This window comes from Neoluteolibacter marinus, assembly GCF_014904755.1.
In the GTDB taxonomy this organism is placed as follows: domain Bacteria; phylum Verrucomicrobiota; class Verrucomicrobiia; order Verrucomicrobiales; family Akkermansiaceae; genus Haloferula; species Haloferula marina.
This window is the reverse complement of the sequence record NZ_JACZFQ010000114.1, coordinates 1-15789: the sequence shown is the minus strand read 5'-3', so window position 1 is coordinate 15789 and position 15789 is coordinate 1. Positions and strand designations below refer to the sequence as shown.

Here is a 15789-nt window from a genome sequence, read left to right as displayed (position 1 = left end):
CGCCGCCGCATGTCCGACGGCGATGCCCATGCCCGGCGCTCCCACGTGGTGCGGAGCGATTCGAGCGATAACCGCGAGTGGCTCGCCGGCCAGCCGGTGTGTCCTCTTTTGCAGCAGCATCACATCGCCCACGTCGAGATCCTCGAGGTCCGCGAGCCGTTCCGGATGATGCGGCGCGACCAGTCGGGAACCTTCATGCTCGCTTGCTTCGGCGGCCGCGGGACGGTTCTCGCGGACGGCAAATGGCAACAGGTCGCGGCCGGCCAGGCGTGCCTGCTGCCGCCCTTCGTGACCAACGGGATGCGGGCGACCGGCAAGGAACCGTGGCGGATGTGCTGCGTGCGCTACTTCGAGTCGCGGGAGTCGCTGCCCATCGTCTCGCAACGCTCGCCGGTGCTGGGAACCTACGATCCGGAGCCGTTGCGGCGGGCGATCGAGGGGTTGCACGCGGAGGCCGCCGGCGCCGCCCTGCCGTCGGCGATGCACCTGTGGACCGAGCTGGTTCACGCCTACGTCCTGCGCTTCGCCCAGCCGCACCAGTCGGACTCGCGGCTGTGGAAGCTGTGGGAGGCCGTCCACCAGGCGCTCGATCATCCGTGGACGCTCGACGAACTGGCCGCCCGCGCCTGCCTGAGCAAGGAACACCTGCGCAAGCTGTGCCGGCGCGAGCTCGGCCGCACGCCGATGCAGCAGGTGACCTTCCTGCGGATGCAGCACGCGCGGCATTTGCTTTCGACGACCGACGAGAAGGTCGAGTCGATCTCGCGCCAGGCCGGCTTCGCGAATCCGTTCACGTTCTCGAACACCTTCAAGAAGTGGATCGGCTGGCGGCCCTCGGAGATCCGCCGCCCGGGGGAGGGGGTGCATATTTGAAATCCACATCCGGCTATTGATCCGGCTCGCGGGCTATACAGCCCCGGATCCCCGCGTAAGAAGGGGAACATGATCCTCGAAACCCAAGCATTCCCGCCGTTGCTGCGGGTCTCCTGCCTGCTGGCGGGGCTCACCCTGCCCGGCGGCCCCGCGATGTCTGCCGATCCCGAGATCCTGGTCCGCGCGGAGGTGCCGGTGGTCGAGGGGCTGGCCGGGGTCGGGTCGATCCCCGGTGAGGCCGACTTGAAAGGGAAGGCAGCGGTGCTGGTGGCGGGCGCCGAAGGCTGGGACGATGCCGCCAGGGCGCGTCTCGACGGATTTGTCAAAAACGGCGGCGGGCTGGTGCTGGTACACGACGCGATCACCGCGTCGGGCTTCGTTCCGGGCGAGGTGAAACGCTGGGCCGGGGGCGTCCCCTTGTTCTTCACTCCGGCGGGACGGCAGCAGCCGGTCACCAGCGGCCTCTCGAACTTCGATGTCGAGGATGAGATGTTCCATGGCTTCCCCCTGCCGGACGACGCGGAGGTGCTCGCGACCACCTGGACGCCGAACCGCAAGCACCTCAAGGGGACCGACCCGCAGCCCTACGTCTATGGCGTGTCGCCGGTGATCTGGACAATGCCCCACGGCAAGGGCCGGATCGTGTGCTTCGTGCCCGGCAAAAGCGCGGCGACATTGGAGCATCCCGCGATCCGCACCCTGCTGGCCCGCGCGCTGGCATGGGCCGGCGGGAAGGACGACATCGATGCCTTTTCTCCCGACGTCCCGGAGGAGAGCCTGACCTATCCGAAAGGAGGACCGCTGTCGCCGCGGGCATCGGTCGGTTCGTTGCAGGTCCATCCGGAATTCAAGGCGGTGCTGGTGGCGGCCGAGCCGCTGGTTTCAAAACCGCTCAACATCGACTGGGACGGCCAGGGGCGGCTGTGGGTCGTGGAGAGCCTCGAATACCCCGAAGGCAAGAAGGGCGGCGGGCCGGAGTCGATGTACGATGTCTGGCAGCGCGAGACGGAACTGCCGAAGCCCCCGCCGGTCGATCGGCTCGGGCACGACCGGATCTCGTGGCTGGAGGATACCGATGGCGACGGCGTGATGGACAAGAAGCATGTCTTCGCCGACGACCTCGACCTCGCGACCAGCTTCTGTTTCTACCGCGACGGGGTCATCGTCGCCCAGCCGCCGGAGATCCTCCGCCTGCGTGACCGCGATGGCGACGGCAAGGCCGACCAGCGCGAGGTGCTCTACACCGGGCTGGGCACCTTCGACACCCACTCGGTGTTGAACAACCTGCGCTGGGGGCTGGACGGCTGGATCTACTCGACCCACGGCTACTCGGGGTCGCCGAAGGTCACCTCGGGCGACGGCAAGACCGACTTCGGCGCGATCGGTTCCGGCATCGTCCGCTTCAGGCCGGACGGCTCGAAGATCGAGATGGTCAGCGCGAAGAGCGGCAACTGCTGGGGCTTCGAGATGACTTCCGACGGCGAGATGTTCATGACCCAGCCGACTTCCGGTGACCTGCTGATGCACGTGCCGGTGTCCGACCGGATCATGGCGGAAGCCGGGATGGGACGCGATCCGTCGTGGAACGTGCTGATCCACCTGCGGCCGGTGAAGCCGCTGATGTCGTGGGACGAGATCGTCGAGAACCAGCCGAACGACGTGATCGGTTCGTTCACCGCGGCCTGCGGCAACGCGATCTACGAAGGCGGATCGTGGCCGGGTAAGTGGACGCTCGGCTATTTCACCGCCGAGCCTACGGTGCACATCGTACACCACGAGCAGCTCGCGGGTGAGGGAGTCACTTACACGGCGGAGAAGACCCGCGAGGAGGAATTCTCGGCGACGCGGGATTTCTGGAACCGGCCGATCGACACCCGCATCGGTCCCGACGGCCAGCTTTATGTGATCGATTTCTACAACCAGGCGATCCTCCACAACGACCCGCGCGGGCCGATCCATCTCTGGAACAACCAGGCCGCGCGGCCGGACCGCGACCACTTCTTCGGTCGCATCGTCCGCTACGAGCACAAGCGGTCGAAGAAGCTTCCGGCGGCGGATCTTTCCAGTCTCGAGGGCCAGGTGGCGGCGCTCGGTCATCCGAACCGCGACCTCCGCTTGCGCGCCCAGCGGCTGATCGAGGAGGGCGAGGTCAAAGCCGCAGCGGAAATGTTAGGCCGCGCGACCGGGCCTGCGAAGTTGCACGCATTGTGGATCCGCGCGGCGGCCGGGGTGCTGTCGATCGATGACCTGGCGAGAGCGCTGGAAGACGGCGATCCGTCGGTGCGGGTGACCGCGGCGCGGGTGGTCGGCGCGCATCCCGGGCTGGCCACACCGGAGTGGGTGAAGGCCGTGGCCGCGAAACTTCCCGCCGAGAGCGATCCGCGGGTTCGTCTCCAGCTTCTGGCGTCCTTGCCGGCGGACACCGTGATTCCGGCCGGGGTGCTGGTCGGATTGCAAGCCGGCGCCGACGAACGCTGGACCCGCGCGGCGATCGCACGGTTGGCGCGGAATACCCCCGGCGACGTGCTTGCCGCGGCCTTGGCAGCGGATGAGCCGGACAAGCAGTCGCCGCTGGTGGCACTGCTTTTCGAATCCTGCGCCGGTGACGCGGCGAAGCTGGTTCCGATGCTCCAGGCCCTGGGCGGAGCGAAGGGACAGGGGATCGCGGTGGCGTCGCTCGCCTCGCTGCAGGGGCGCCCGCTGCCGGATGCCGCGGAGGTGGTCTCGACCTTGGAAAGCCTTGCCGCCGGTGACAATCACCAGCTCGCCGGCATGGCCCTGCCGCTGGCGGCCCGCTTCTGGGCACCCGCTGAGGTTGGCAAGAAGCTGGATCTGTTGCTGCCGCGGATCCTCACTGGCACGCCAGTCGAACCGGGAGTGCTGGCGGCGCTGGCGAAGTTGCCTGCATTCACCGCAGAGCTGGTGGAATCGATCGAAAGTGCCGTGGTCCAATCCGAAGACGCGCGGCAGGTGGTGCTGCCGGCCTTGTTTTCGAATGGCTCGAAAGCAGCGGCCGGGTTGATCATCGATCTTCTCCCATCGTTGCCTCCGGCCGAGAAGGCGGGTGCCCTGGAGGCGCTGTTAGGCCGGCCGGAATCGGCGATCGCGCTGTCCGATGCCCTCGCCGATAATCGCCTCACCGTTGCCGTTGCCGGGCCTCAGGTGTTGAACCGGCTGGCCTCGCATCCTGATGAAAAGGTGCGGGGGCACGCCGCTCCGATCGTCGAACGCTTCCGCGGGGCCGCCGAGGCGAAGTCGGCGATGATCGACCGGTTGCTGCCGCAAGTCAGTGCTCCCGGGGATCCGGCAGCGGGCAAGCAGCTCTTCGCCGCCTGCGCGGTGTGCCACGTTTTCCAAGGCCAGGGCACCTCGATCGGGCCGGTGCTGGAGGGCATCGGCGTGCATGGGGTCGAGACGCTGCTCACCCACATCGTCGACCCGAACCGCGAGGTCGAACCGAGCTACCACACCTGGAATGTCAGCACCAGCGACGGCCGCACGGTGAGCGGTTTCATCAGCCGTGAAACCGCGGGCAGCCTGTTCCTCCGCAATGCCGGCGGCGAGGTCGAGATCCCGCGCGACCAGGTGGCGAGCCAGACGGACACCGGGAAGTCGCTGATGCCGGAGGGCTTCGACGCCCTCGGTCCGGTGGCCTTGCGCGACTTGATCTCCTATCTGCGTTCCGGTGAGCAGCGTTTCCACACCCTGCCGCTGGGCAAGGCCGCGACGGCCGATGGCAGCCGCGGTGTTTACCTCTCCCCGGAGACTGCCGGCGATCGTGTCGGCCTCAAGCGCTACGGCCTGGTCGAGGAACGCGGCGTGCCCTTCCACCTGCAGGATCCGGCGACCGCGCCCGGCGGGAAGAACGTCGTCGTGCTCAAGGGCGGAATGGATCCGAATGCGGTCAGCCGCAGCATGCCGGCCGAGGTGGAAATCCCGGTGAACGTCGCCGCCGGACGCCTGCACCTGCTCGGAGCGGTGGCTGGCTGGGGATTCCCGGCGGTGCGGGAACAGGACCCGCTGGTAACGATTTCCGTCCACTATGCGGATGGTAGTTCGGAGGACATCGTGCTGAAAAACGGCATCGACATCGCCGACCACGTCGCCGGGGTCGACGTGCCCGGATCGGCCCGCACCGATCTCACGAATCACGGCCAGGTCCGCTACCTGTGGCGCGATTTGAAAAAGCCCGGCCAGGTCATCTCGAAGCTGGTACTGTCGAGTCCGGGCAAGGCGCCCGCGCCGATGATCGCGGCGATCACGCTCGAGTCCGCCAGCAAGGACGGCGTTATGAACGATGCCCCGCAAGACGGCGGTCCCGCCGTCCAGCCCTGAATCCGAAGTCCATGAACCAAGTCTTTCATCTTCACCCCGACGACAATGTTGCCGTCGCCGTTGCCGATCTCGCCGAAGGCGAGTCACTGAAACTCACCGGGGCGACCGTGAAACGCACGGTGCCGCGCGGCCACAAGGTCGCCGTGCGCGACATCGCCGCCGACGAGCCGGTGTTCAAATACGGCCAGGTCATCGGCCACAGCACCCGGCCCATCGCCGCAGGCGAGCACGTCCACGTGCACAATCTCGGCATGTCGCCGCACAGCGACGACTACGCCCATGGTAGCGCCGCGCGGCCGACCGAGTTTGTGCCCGAGGCGGAGCGCGACACTTTCCTGGGCTACCGCCGCGGCGACGGGAAGGCCGGCACGCGCAACTACGTCGGCATCATTTCGTCGGTGAACTGCTCCGCCACCGTGGCGAAGCATGTCGTTCGCGAGGTCGAAAGTCGCGGAATCCTCGAACGGTTCCCGCACGTCGATGGCGTGGTCGCGATCACCCACGGCGTCGGCTGCTGCATCTCGAACAAGAACGAGGCCTTCGCGATGCTCCAGCGCACGGTCTGGGGCCACGTCCGGCATCCGAACTTCGGCGCGGTGATGATGGTCGGGCTCGGATGCGAGACCAACCAGATCCCGGGCATGGTCGAGACTTTCGGCAAGCCGCCGTCGGGAAACCTGCATTTCATGACGATCCAGCAGATGGGCGGCACCCGGAAGACGATCGAGGCCTGCCTCGAGAAGTTGGAAGAGGACGTGCTGCCGGAGGCCGACAAGGCGCGGCGCGAGGAACTGCCGGTAAGCGAGCTGATCGTGGCACTGCAATGCGGCGGTTCCGACGGCTACTCGGGGATCACGGCCAACCCCGCGCTCGGCCTGGCGGTCGACCGCCTGGTCGCGCAGGGCGGTTCGGCGATCCTTGCCGAGACGACCGAGGTCTATGGGGCGGAGCACCTGCTGACCCGCCGGGCGGTGCGGCCTGAAGTGGGCGAGGCCTTGATCGAGCGGATCCGCTGGTGGGAGGACTACGCGGCCAAGCTGGACGGCGAGATCGACAACAATCCCACGCCGGGCAACAAGGCCGGGGGGCTCACGACCATCCTCGAGAAGTCGCTCGGCGCGGTGTGCAAGGCGGGTTCGACCAACCTGGTTTCCGTGCTCCGCTACGCCGAGCCGGTCAAGGAAGCGGGAATGCACCTGATGGACAGTCCCGGCTACGACCCGATGTCGATCACCGGCGAGGTCGCCTCCGGGGCGAACCTGATCGCCTTCACCACCGGCCGCGGTTCGGTCTACGGCTACAAGCCGACGCCTTCGATCAAGATCGCCACCAACACGCCGATGTTCCGCCACATGGAGGAAGACATGGACCTCAACGCCGGGACCATTGCCGATGGCGAGGAAACCCACGAGGACGTCGCCGGAAGGATCTACCGGGAAATGCTGCGCGTCGCCAGCGGCGGCAAGACGAAGTCGGAAGAGCTCGGATTCGGCGACTGCGAGTTCGTGCCTTGGAACATCTCGGCCCAGATGTAGGTATCCGTGCCATGAGCGAGCAACCCAAGCGCTTCGTCGCCGAGCACGAGGTCATCCACGAGGACAACGACTGGACCCACAACGAGTGGCTCTGCCGCCCCGGGCTGGCCGAGGCCGAGCGGCTTTTGATGGTCCGCGCGCGGATGAAGCCGCACCACTGTCACCCCTTTCACATTCATCCGCACCGCGAGGAAATCATCCACGTCGAACAAGGTCGCGCCGAGCAGTGGGTGGGGGAGGAGCATCGCATCCTCGGGCCGGGGGAGGTGGCGGTCATCCCGCCCGGCGTCCCACATGCGACCTACAATCCCTTCGACGAGGAACTGGTCTTCCACGCGATCCTCTCGCCCGGCGTGCTCGGCGATGAACTCGCTTGCGATCCGGATCCGTGCGACGTCTCCGATGCCGAGCCGTGGAAGTCGATCCGCGACGGCATGACTCCGTGCCGCTTGCTGCGCGACGACTCCGTCGGCTAGCGCCGGAAATCCGACGGCCGGCGGCCGATCCACTGGCGGAAGGTGTTCGAGAAGGTGGTCACGCTTTCGAAGCCGACGGCGCGGGCGATGACCTCGACCTTGTCGTCGCTGACGGAAAGCAAGTGCCGCGCCCGCTGGAGGCGCAGGTGGGTCAGGTGCTGCATCGGGCTGCGGCCGAGTTCCTTGCGGCACAGGCGGCGCAGGTGCTCGCCGCTGAGACAGGCGATGCCGGCCAGCTCGTCGAGGCTCCACGGCCGGGCGAGCTCGGTTTCCACCTGCTGCCAGACCCGCCACAGCCGGTCGTCGGAGGTGTGGGGCTGGGCGAAGCGGACGACGTAGTGGTGCACCAGTTCGCTCCAATGATGGAGGGCCGCGGCGCCGTTGTCGCCGGTGCATTCGAAGTGCAGGCCGTCGATCGCGGCCTTCAGCGGGGCGACCTGGAACGATCCGGTCACCGGCGAGGAGGAAGAGACGATCGGTCGGGTCTCGCGTTCCTCGCGGTAGCGGACCCAGGCGAAGCTCCAAGGTTTCCCCGGCAAACACTTCAGCGCGTTCATCACGAAGGGCGGCAGCAGGCAGGCCTGGCCGGTGCGGATCCGCTTCCAGCGGCCGTCGGCGAGGATCGCCCCTTCGCCCTCAAGGGTGGCCAGCATGAAGGTGCCGTTCTGGTCGGCGCGGACGATCTCGAAAGGCGGCACCGCCTTCATGATCCCGCAGTGGGAAATGTGATGCTGCCCGAGCAGCGGGCAGATCGGCCCGTCCCGCATCCAGTCGCGCGGATCGGATTCGTCCGAACGCACGACCTGATAGCGCGTCGATCCGCCGAGGATCTCCCGGTCGGCAGCGGGCAGGGCGTTGGCGGCAGCGGTCATGAACGGGTGCGGGCAAGGCTGGCCAAACGGATGCGCCGCGTCGAGGCCGCGATGTGGATGTCGAATAGCCGGTGGTGGACGCCGCACGGCATCGGCGCTGGACGGGGAGGGGGCACCCCGGCATACACTGCGGGATGCCTAACCCATGGACCGGGATCGGAAATCCCTACACTCGTGAAGAAGTCGTCGCCCGCCTGCAGTCCACCGTTGACTCCGGCAAGGCCATCATCGCCGCCGGTGCCGGCACCGGCATCTCCGCCAAGTTCATCGAAAAGGGCGGCGCGGACCTGATCATCATCTACAATTCCGGCCGCTTCCGCATGATGGGGCACGGCTCGACCGCGGGCATGATGGCCTACGGCGACGCCAACGCCATCGCCATGGAAATCGGCGAATACGAGGTGCTGCCGGTCGTGAAGGAATGCCCGGTGATCTGCGGCGTCCACGCCACCGACCCGCGCCGCCGCATGTGGCACTGGCTCGGCAAGGTGAAGGACATGGGCTTCTCCGGCATCAACAACTTCCCGACCCACACCATCGTCGACGGCCACTTCCGCGGCGTGCTCGAGGAAACCGGCATGAGCGTCGAGAAGGAATACGACGCCGTCAACCTGGCCCGCCGGATGGACATGTTCTCGATCGTCTACGTCGGCTCGCCCGAGGAGGCGAAGCGCATGGCCGAAAGCGGTGCGGACGCGATCATCGCCCACGTCGGCACCACCGTCGGCGGCTCGATCGGCGTGACCAACGCGGTGGTGAGCTGGTCGGACACGATCAAGCGCACCCAGGACATCATCGACGCCGCCAAGACCGTGCGCGACGACATCTTCTACCTCTGCCACGGTGGCCCGATCAACACGCCGGAAGACGCCGCCAAGGTGATCGGCGAGACCGATTGCGTCGGCTTCGTCGGTGCCTCGAGCCTCGAGCGCATGGGTGTGGAAGAGTCGCTGACCAGCCTCACCAAGGAGTTCAAGTCGATCAGCCTCTGAGGCAAGGACCCATGGCGACGATTGCCGTTCTCGGAACCCTTGATTCGAAAGGCGCCGAACACGCCTTCGTCGCCGACCGCATCCGCGAATGCGGTCACACGCCGCTGCTGATCGATGTCGGCAGCGGCGGGCCGCCGACGGTCGAGCCCGATGTCACCCGCGAGGAGGTCGCGGCGGCGTCGGGGATCGACCTCGCCCCGCTGATGGCCCGCCATGACCGCGGTGAATGCGTGGTCGCGATGAGCCAGGCGGCCCCCGTCTTCCTCGCCAGGCTGGTGGAGGAGGGGAAGGTCGCCGGGGTGATCTCCCTCGGCGGCGGCGGTGGTACCGCCATCGGCACCGCCGCGATGCGCGCGCTGCCGCTTGGCCTGCCCAAGGTGATGGTTTCCACCCTCGCCTCGGGGAATACCGCACAGTATCTCGGCACCAAGGACATCACCATGGTGCCCAGCATTGTCGACGTCGCCGGATTGAATTCCGTCTCGCGCGGCGTCTTCGCCCGCGCGGCCGGCGCCATCTGCGGGATGGTCGAGGCCAAGGTCGACCAGGCGGACGCCAAGCCGCTGATCGTCGCCAGCATGTTCGGTAACACCACCGACTGCATCAACCACGCCAAGGCCATCCTCGAGGATGCCGGCTATGAAGTGCTGGTGTTCCATGCCACCGGCTCCGGCGGGCGGGCGATGGAGGACCTGATTGCCTGCGGCCTGGTCGCCGGCGTGCTCGACCTGACCACCACCGAGTGGGCGGACGAAGTGGTCGGCGGCATCCTCGGCGCCGGACCGGATCGCCTCGATGCCGCAGGCAAGGGCAAGGTGCCCGCAGTCGTCGGCCCGGGATGCCTCGACATGGTGAACTTCGGCGCCAATGAAACGGTGCCGGAGAAGTTTTCCGGCCGCACGTTCTACATCCACAACCCGCAGGTCACCCTGATGCGCACCACGCCGGACGAATGCGCGGCGATCGGCAAGGTGATCGGGGAGAAGGTCAGCGCCTACACCGCGCCGGCCGCAGTGATGCTGCCGACGAAAGCGGTCAGCGTGATCAGCGCGGAAGGCCAGCCCTTCCACGATCCGGCGGCGGACGCGGCGCTGTTTTCGGCGATCAAGGCGAATGCCACGATCCCGGTGGTGGAGCTCGACGAAGACATCAACAGCCCCGTTTTCGCCAAAGCCTGCGCGGAGAAGCTGTTGGAACTGATGGGGGCGACCACCGCTTGAAGCCGGGATTCCTTCGCGTCGTCACGATCGGCTCGGCGGGCATCCTGGCCGGGGGCTGTTCCCTCGCGACCAACCGTCCGGGGCTCCAATCCCGGGAAGCCGGGGCCTTGGCGGCACTCCCGATTCCCGGGCACGACCGGTCGCGCATCCCGTCGGATTCCGAGCTTCGGAACCTGTTCCGGGCGTCGATGAACCCGGATCTGGACGGGGAACTCGCCTTCGCGCACCGGCACCGCTTGCTGCTCGCCCTGTTCCAGGCCGGGGACGAGCGTTTCACCCGCCTCCTCGCCGGAGAGTCGCCGGAGGTGATCCGCCGGAATTTGGACGTGATCGTGCCATCGAGCCTCGAACGCCAGGGGATCGGGTGCCCGCAACTCGTTGAACTGGCGGCGGATTGATCGCGCCGGGAGTCCGCGATGGCGGCGGGCGAATCCCCATTCCCACCGTTGACGGCGGGCCCTTTCCTCCCTCAAATGCGCCGCCCGGCGAGGACCGGGACCACGTATGGATTATTCGCAGAAAATTGCCCGTCAGATCGCGGCGATTCCCCGTTCGGGAATCCGCGATTTCTTCGAGCTCGTCCAAGGCCGGGAGGACGTGATCTCCCTCGGCGTCGGCGAGCCGGATTTCACGACCCCCTGGCACATCCGCGAAGCCGCCATCTACGCCTTGGAAAAAGGCCACACCAGCTACACGTCGAACCTCGGCCTGCCGGCGCTGCGGAAATCGATCGCCCGCTACGTTTCCGACTTCTTCCACGTCGACTACGAGCCGCTGACCGAAGTGCTGGTCACCGTCGGGGTGTCCGAGGCGATCGACATCGCTCTGCGCGCGCTGATCAACCCGGGCGAGGAAGTCATCTACCACGAGCCCTGCTACGTTTCCTACTCGCCGAGCATCGCCATGGCCTACGGCAAGGCGGTCGGGGTCCACACCCGCAAGCGCGACGGCTTCTCGCTCAAGCCCGAGGAACTCGCCAAGGTGATCACCCCGCAGAGCCGGGTGTTGATGCTCAATTTCCCGACCAACCCGACCGGCGCCACCGCCAACCGCGAGGACCTCGAGGGCATCGCCAGGCTCTGCATCGAGCACGACCTGATGGTGCTGACCGATGAGATCTACAGCGAGCTTCGCTACGACGGCGAGGAGCACGTTTCGATCGCCTCGCTGCCGGGCATGAAGGAGCGCTGCGTGCTGCTGCACGGCTTCTCGAAGGCTTTCGCGATGACCGGCTTCCGGCTCGGCTACGCCTGCGCGCCGGTGGCGGTCACCGAGGCGATGATGAAGATTCACCAGTACTCGATGCTGTGCGCGCCGATCATGAGCCAGATGGCGGCGATCGAGGCCCTCGAGAACGGGGCGCCGGAGGTCGCCAAGATGCGCGATGCTTATCACCAGCGCCGCGATTTCCTGGTCAAGCGCCTCAACCAGATGGGGCTCGACTGCCACTCGCCGGGCGGGGCCTTCTACGTCTTCCCGGACATCCGCAAGACCGGCCTGAGCTCGAAGGAGTTCGCGATGAAGCTGCTGCAGGAAGAGAACGTCGCGGCGGTGCCGGGGAACGCCTTCGGCGAGTCCGGCGAAGGGTTCCTGCGCTGCTGCTACGCCACCGGCTTCGATGACCTGAAGCTGGCGATGGACAAGATGGAGCGCTTCGTCGGGCGGCTCTGAACCGAATAGGCGGCAGACCGATTCAAGTGATGTCCGATCGAGCCGCCGACCTTCGTCTCCGTGACACGGATGCCTGGGTGCGTGCCCAGGTGATCCCGTTCGCGGTGTTCATGGGTTTCCTGCTGCTGCTTCAGCTGTTCGGCACCCTGCTGACCTGGGAACACCCGGCGGCTCCCTGGTGGCGGCACTGGCCGGAACAATGGGTCTATCCGCTACAGACGGTGGCCTGCCTGGCGGTGCTGGCGAAGTTCTGGAAGTACTACGAGTTCCGGTGGTCGTGGAAATGGTCGGCCGCCGGGGTGGTCTTCGGAGCGGTGGGGATCGGCTTCTGGCTGCTGCCGACGGTGATGTACGACCGGCTCGGACTCAGCGGCGAAACGACGGGCTGGCAGAAGTGGCTCGGCTTGGCCGCCCGGACCAAGGGCTTCAATCCGGCCGAAGCCTTCGGGGCTGGCACGCCGGCATTCTGGGCGGCCTTGATCCTCCGTTTCGTACGGGCGGTCGTGGTGGTTGCCCTGGTGGAGGAGATCTTCTGGCGCTCGTTCGCGATGCGTCTGGCGAGCGACTGGGAAGGGAACTACTGGAAGCGGCCCTTCGGGGAGGCAAAGTGGAAGAGCTACGGGATCGTGACCGGGCTGTTCATGGTCGCCCACGCGCCCGTCGATTATGCCGGGGCCTTTGTCTACGGCTCGCTGACCTACCTGCTCTGCATCTGGAGCAAGAACCTCGGCGCCTGCGTGGTCATGCACGCGGTGGCAAACCTGCTGATGGGCCTCTTCGCGATGACTTACGGGAAGTACGGCCTGTGGTAGCGAAGAGTTTCAGACGGCCAACTTTCCGCGCCTGCGCCAGGTGACGATCCACAGGACCACACCACCGACGAGTCCGGCGAGGTAGGACGCGGAGTGCGCCCATCCACATGTCAAAAACGCGACATGACGTTCCGCGGGGACTAGCTCAGCCAACGGCCCGACCAAACGGATCATCCCCGAGCTTGAGGTGACGAAGCCGATGGTGCCGGCAATCGCTGCAAGCACGAACATCACGACGAGAAGCCGGATCAGTGGTTGCACGAGATCGCGTGCCTGGAGTTTCGGGGGACGACCGCAGCGTGCAGCCACGGCAAGGCCGAAACCGAGTGGTAGTCCCACCCACCAGGTGGCGACGATCCCCCAGAAAAATCCGAGCAGCGTCGGCGAATCACTGTCGATCAGGCGGGCGTGACCGATCGTGAAATATTCGACGCAGATTCTCGCCGTGATCTGATCATGTACGATTCCATAGATGACAGCCGCCAGGACCGACATGACGATGATGGAGAGGAACCGCATGGAAGACGGGAATCAGCCCGCGGTCGCTGCTTTCACCCGCTCCAGCACTTCGGCGTAGGCTTCCATCACGCCGCCGAGGTCGCGGCGGAAACGGTCCTTGTCCATCTTCTCGCCGGTCTTGAGGTCCCACAGGCGGCAACCGTCGGGGCTGATCTCGTCGGCAAGGACGATGGTCGAGGGGTCGGAAGCGAGGCGGCCGAACTCGAGCTTGAAGTCGACCAGCTTGAGCCCGCACTCGGCGAAGAACTTGCCGAGGATGTCGTTCACCTTGAGCGCGGATTCGCGCAGGAAGGCGAGGTCACCGGCGGTGGCCAGCTTCAGCTCGCGGATGTAGTCGTCGTTGATCAGCGGGTCGCCGAGCTCGTCGCTCTTGATGCAGAACTCAATGATCGGTTGGGAGAACGGGGTGCCCTCCTCGACGCCGGTGCGCTTGCAGAAGCTGCCGGCCGCGAGGTTGCGGATGATCACCTCGACCATCAGGATGTCCACCTTGCGGACCTCGACATTGGTCTCGTCGATCTGGCGGACGAAGTGGGTCGGCACGCCTTCCTTTTCCAGGAAGCCGTAGATCAGGGTGCTGATCGCGTTGTTGAGCCGGCCCTTGTCCTCGAACTGCGCCTTCTTCTCGCCGTTGAAGGCGGTGGCGTCGTTCTTGAACTCCATGCGAAGGATGTTCGGGTCCTCGGTGGCCCAGAGACGCTTGGCCTTTCCTTCGTAGAGCGGGTTCATGGGGGAGAGGTATGGAGGCGCCGCCCGGGGGTCAAGCGGGCGTCTTACTGACCGCGGGAAAAATTCACGCCGGTGACGACATTCTTGCCGTTCGGGTTGCCGGTGGCGACGTTCGACGCGAAGGCCTGCCGGTCGAGCCCCTGCTCGAGGACCAGGCCGGGCCCGTGGTTCTTTTCCAGCTTGTTGGTGTCGTAGCTCAGCTGGGAGGCGGAAATGCCGACCGCCATGCCGCCGAGCAGGTTCTCGCGGCAAACGTTGCCGTGCACCCGGCCCGACGAGGCGGAGCTGACGACGATGCCGTATTCGCGGTTCCCGCGCAGGTCGTTGTCGCCGATCACCACGTCGTCGGCGTTGGTGTCGACGAGGATGCCGTTGGCGCTGTTGTCGCGGGCGATGCTGCCGTGGATCGCGGCGGATCCTCCGTCCCAGAGGTCGAAGCCATGGCCGAAGTTCCCGGTCGATTCGCACTCGGAGAATTCGACCCGGCTGCCGGCGCCGCGGACCGCCACGCCGTCCCAGCCGTTGTTCTCGAACACGCAGCGGGACGCTCCCACGCGGCCGTCGTCGACGACCGCGATGCCGTGGCCGGCGGAATCGGCGACGCGGCAGTCGTTCATCGTGATCTCGGCGCCACGCACCAGCAGGGCGGAAAAGCGGTTGGGCCCGGCGTCGAAGCCGCGGTGGCGGAAGGTGATCCCGCTGATGCGGGCGCCGCCGGCATTGCGGCCGAAGGTCGCGGCGGTGCTGACGGCGGCTTCGACCTCGATGATGGTCTTGTCGCGGCCGGCCCCTTCGAGCTGGATCGACTTGTCGGCGATCACCGGGCCGGTCCAGGTGCCCTCGGCGACGACCACCCGGTCGCGGTCGCGGGCGGCGGCGACGGCTTCCGGCACGGTCTCATAGTCACCCGGGACGTGGATGGTCCGGGTGTAGGCGGCCATCTTGTCGTAAAGGGCGGCGATTTCCTCGTCCTCCGGGGCCAGCGCGACGGCTTCGCGCAGCCACTCGACGGCCTCGGGATCGAACTTGCCCTGGTCGCGGACCTTGGCGGCCGCGAACAGCTCGCGCGCGCGGGCCCGGTCCTTGGCCTCCTTGTCGCGTCCGGCGGCGATCTCCGCGAGCATGGCCTCGCCCTCGGCGTCGCCGGGGAAGGCGGCGAGCAGTTCCTTCGCGCGGTTCTCCGCTTCTTCCCAGCGGCGCTTCAAGAGCGCCGCCTTGGTGGCGCCGAGCAGATTCTCGCGGGCCTGGGTGATGCGGGCCTCCTCGATCTTGCGCAACAGCTCGGAGATCTCCTTTTGCCGCGGATATTTCTCAAGCACCGTGCGGGCGGCTTCCGCGGCGTCGTCGAGGCGCCCGAGATCGAACGCGGCGATCGCCTCGCCGGACCAGTAGCCGACAAACTGGCGCTGTTCCTCTTCCATGCCTGCCTCGATGCTGCGGCGGCCGATCTTGGCGGCATCAGCTCCGGGCCGGAGCTGCTCGATCTCGGTATAGGCGGCGTCGGCCTCCGGCCAGCGGCGGGCCTCGATCATCTTGGCGCCGCGGTTCTCGAGGAACGCCACCCGCTCGCGGGTCCGCAGCCGCTGGTCCTCCTGGTATTTCCAATAGCCGGCGACCGCGACGACGATCAGGACCAACAGGCCGAAAAAGACGAGTCCCCCCCGTGAGCTCTCGGCGGGATCCTCGAAATCCTCTTCGTCCGCTTCCCCGGCACCGGGATCCTCCGCCAAAGCCGGGACGGGTTCGGTCGGGGCG

Annotated in this window: 13 protein-coding genes; 9 read left to right on the top strand and 4 right to left on the bottom strand. The window is 66.8% G+C overall.

Annotated elements, in window-relative coordinates:
- Window positions 1-9: 9 nt before the first annotated feature.
- The 4 genes from IG178_RS22200 to IG178_RS22185 all read left to right on the top strand — a co-directional run bounded on the left by IG178_RS22200 (window position 10) and on the right by IG178_RS22185 (window position 7219).
- Window positions 10-873, top strand: coding sequence for an AraC family transcriptional regulator (locus IG178_RS22200; RefSeq protein WP_193214785.1), 864 nt, complete (start codon window positions 10-12; stop codon window positions 871-873).
- A 69-nt stretch (window positions 874-942) separates the two neighbouring features.
- Window positions 943-5208 carry a PVC-type heme-binding CxxCH protein gene (locus IG178_RS22195; protein ID WP_193214784.1) on the top strand — a complete coding sequence of 1422 codons (4266 nt, stop codon included), beginning with the start codon at window positions 943-945 and terminating at the stop codon, window positions 5206-5208.
- An 11-nt stretch (window positions 5209-5219) separates the two neighbouring features.
- Window positions 5220-6743: a UxaA family hydrolase gene (locus tag IG178_RS22190; protein WP_193214783.1), complete on the top strand. Its 1524-nt coding sequence runs from the start codon at window positions 5220-5222 to the stop codon at window positions 6741-6743.
- A gap of 11 nt (window positions 6744-6754) precedes the next feature.
- Window positions 6755-7219: a cupin domain-containing protein gene (locus tag IG178_RS22185; RefSeq protein WP_193214782.1), complete on the top strand. Its 465-nt coding sequence runs from the start codon at window positions 6755-6757 to the stop codon at window positions 7217-7219.
- Here the strand turns inward: IG178_RS22185 and IG178_RS22180 are convergent.
- Window positions 7216-8091 carry an AraC family transcriptional regulator gene (locus IG178_RS22180; protein ID WP_193214781.1) on the bottom strand — a complete coding sequence of 292 codons (876 nt, stop codon included), beginning with the start codon at window positions 8089-8091 and terminating at the stop codon, window positions 7216-7218. The two genes, IG178_RS22185 and IG178_RS22180, sit on opposite strands and share 4 nt — an antisense overlap.
- A 134-nt stretch (window positions 8092-8225) precedes the next feature.
- Between IG178_RS22180 and IG178_RS22175 the strand changes: the two genes are divergently transcribed.
- The 5 genes from IG178_RS22175 to IG178_RS22155 all read left to right on the top strand — a co-directional run bounded on the left by IG178_RS22175 (window position 8226) and on the right by IG178_RS22155 (window position 12786).
- Entirely contained in the window at window positions 8226-9083 is an 858-nt protein-coding gene (locus IG178_RS22175) for a phosphoenolpyruvate hydrolase family protein (protein WP_193214780.1), read from the top strand.
- 11 nt (window positions 9084-9094) lie between these two features.
- Window positions 9095-10303 carry a Tm-1-like ATP-binding domain-containing protein gene (locus IG178_RS22170; protein ID WP_193214779.1) on the top strand — a complete coding sequence of 403 codons (1209 nt, stop codon included), beginning with the start codon at window positions 9095-9097 and terminating at the stop codon, window positions 10301-10303.
- Window positions 10300-10701: a hypothetical protein gene (locus tag IG178_RS22165; protein ID WP_193214778.1), complete on the top strand. Its 402-nt coding sequence runs from the start codon at window positions 10300-10302 to the stop codon at window positions 10699-10701. Before IG178_RS22170 ends, IG178_RS22165 begins: the two co-directional genes overlap by 4 nt.
- A gap of 106 nt (window positions 10702-10807) precedes the next feature.
- Entirely contained in the window at window positions 10808-11974 is a 1167-nt protein-coding gene (locus IG178_RS22160; RefSeq protein ID WP_193214777.1) for an aminotransferase class I/II-fold pyridoxal phosphate-dependent enzyme, read from the top strand.
- A gap of 29 nt (window positions 11975-12003) precedes the next feature.
- Complete coding sequence (locus IG178_RS22155) at window positions 12004-12786, top strand: CAAX prenyl protease-related protein (protein ID WP_193214776.1); 783 nt, start codon at window positions 12004-12006, stop codon at window positions 12784-12786.
- 9 nt (window positions 12787-12795) lie between these two features.
- On the opposite strand, the gene IG178_RS22150 is transcribed toward IG178_RS22155, so the two are convergent.
- The 3 genes from IG178_RS22150 to IG178_RS22140 all read right to left on the bottom strand — a co-directional run.
- Entirely contained in the window at window positions 12796-13305 is a 510-nt protein-coding gene (locus IG178_RS22150; RefSeq protein WP_193214775.1) for a hypothetical protein, read from the bottom strand.
- 12 nt (window positions 13306-13317) lie between these two features.
- Complete coding sequence (gene purC, locus IG178_RS22145; RefSeq protein WP_193214774.1) at window positions 13318-14034, bottom strand: phosphoribosylaminoimidazolesuccinocarboxamide synthase; 717 nt, start codon at window positions 14032-14034, stop codon at window positions 13318-13320.
- 44 nt (window positions 14035-14078) lie between these two features.
- Window positions 14079-15789: right-handed parallel beta-helix repeat-containing protein (locus tag IG178_RS22140; RefSeq protein ID WP_193214773.1), on the bottom strand; the 1711-nt coding region annotated here is incomplete at its 5' end.

Coding starts and splice junctions, on each gene's coding strand:
- IG178_RS22200 (WP_193214785.1), top strand. CDS start 10: ATGTCCGACGGCGATGCCCATGCCCGGCGCTCCCACGTGGTGCGGAGC.
- IG178_RS22195 (WP_193214784.1), top strand. CDS start 943: ATGATCCTCGAAACCCAAGCATTCCCGCCGTTGCTGCGGGTCTCCTGC.
- IG178_RS22190 (WP_193214783.1), top strand. CDS start 5,220: ATGAACCAAGTCTTTCATCTTCACCCCGACGACAATGTTGCCGTCGCC.
- IG178_RS22185 (WP_193214782.1), top strand. CDS start 6,755: ATGAGCGAGCAACCCAAGCGCTTCGTCGCCGAGCACGAGGTCATCCAC.
- IG178_RS22180 (WP_193214781.1), bottom strand. CDS start 8,091: ATGACCGCTGCCGCCAACGCCCTGCCCGCTGCCGACCGGGAGATCCTC.
- IG178_RS22175 (WP_193214780.1), top strand. CDS start 8,226: ATGCCTAACCCATGGACCGGGATCGGAAATCCCTACACTCGTGAAGAA.
- IG178_RS22170 (WP_193214779.1), top strand. CDS start 9,095: ATGGCGACGATTGCCGTTCTCGGAACCCTTGATTCGAAAGGCGCCGAA.
- IG178_RS22160 (WP_193214777.1), top strand. CDS start 10,808: ATGGATTATTCGCAGAAAATTGCCCGTCAGATCGCGGCGATTCCCCGT.
- IG178_RS22155 (WP_193214776.1), top strand. CDS start 12,004: ATGTCCGATCGAGCCGCCGACCTTCGTCTCCGTGACACGGATGCCTGG.
- IG178_RS22150 (WP_193214775.1), bottom strand. CDS start 13,305: ATGCGGTTCCTCTCCATCATCGTCATGTCGGTCCTGGCGGCTGTCATC.
- purC (WP_193214774.1), bottom strand. CDS start 14,034: ATGAACCCGCTCTACGAAGGAAAGGCCAAGCGTCTCTGGGCCACCGAG.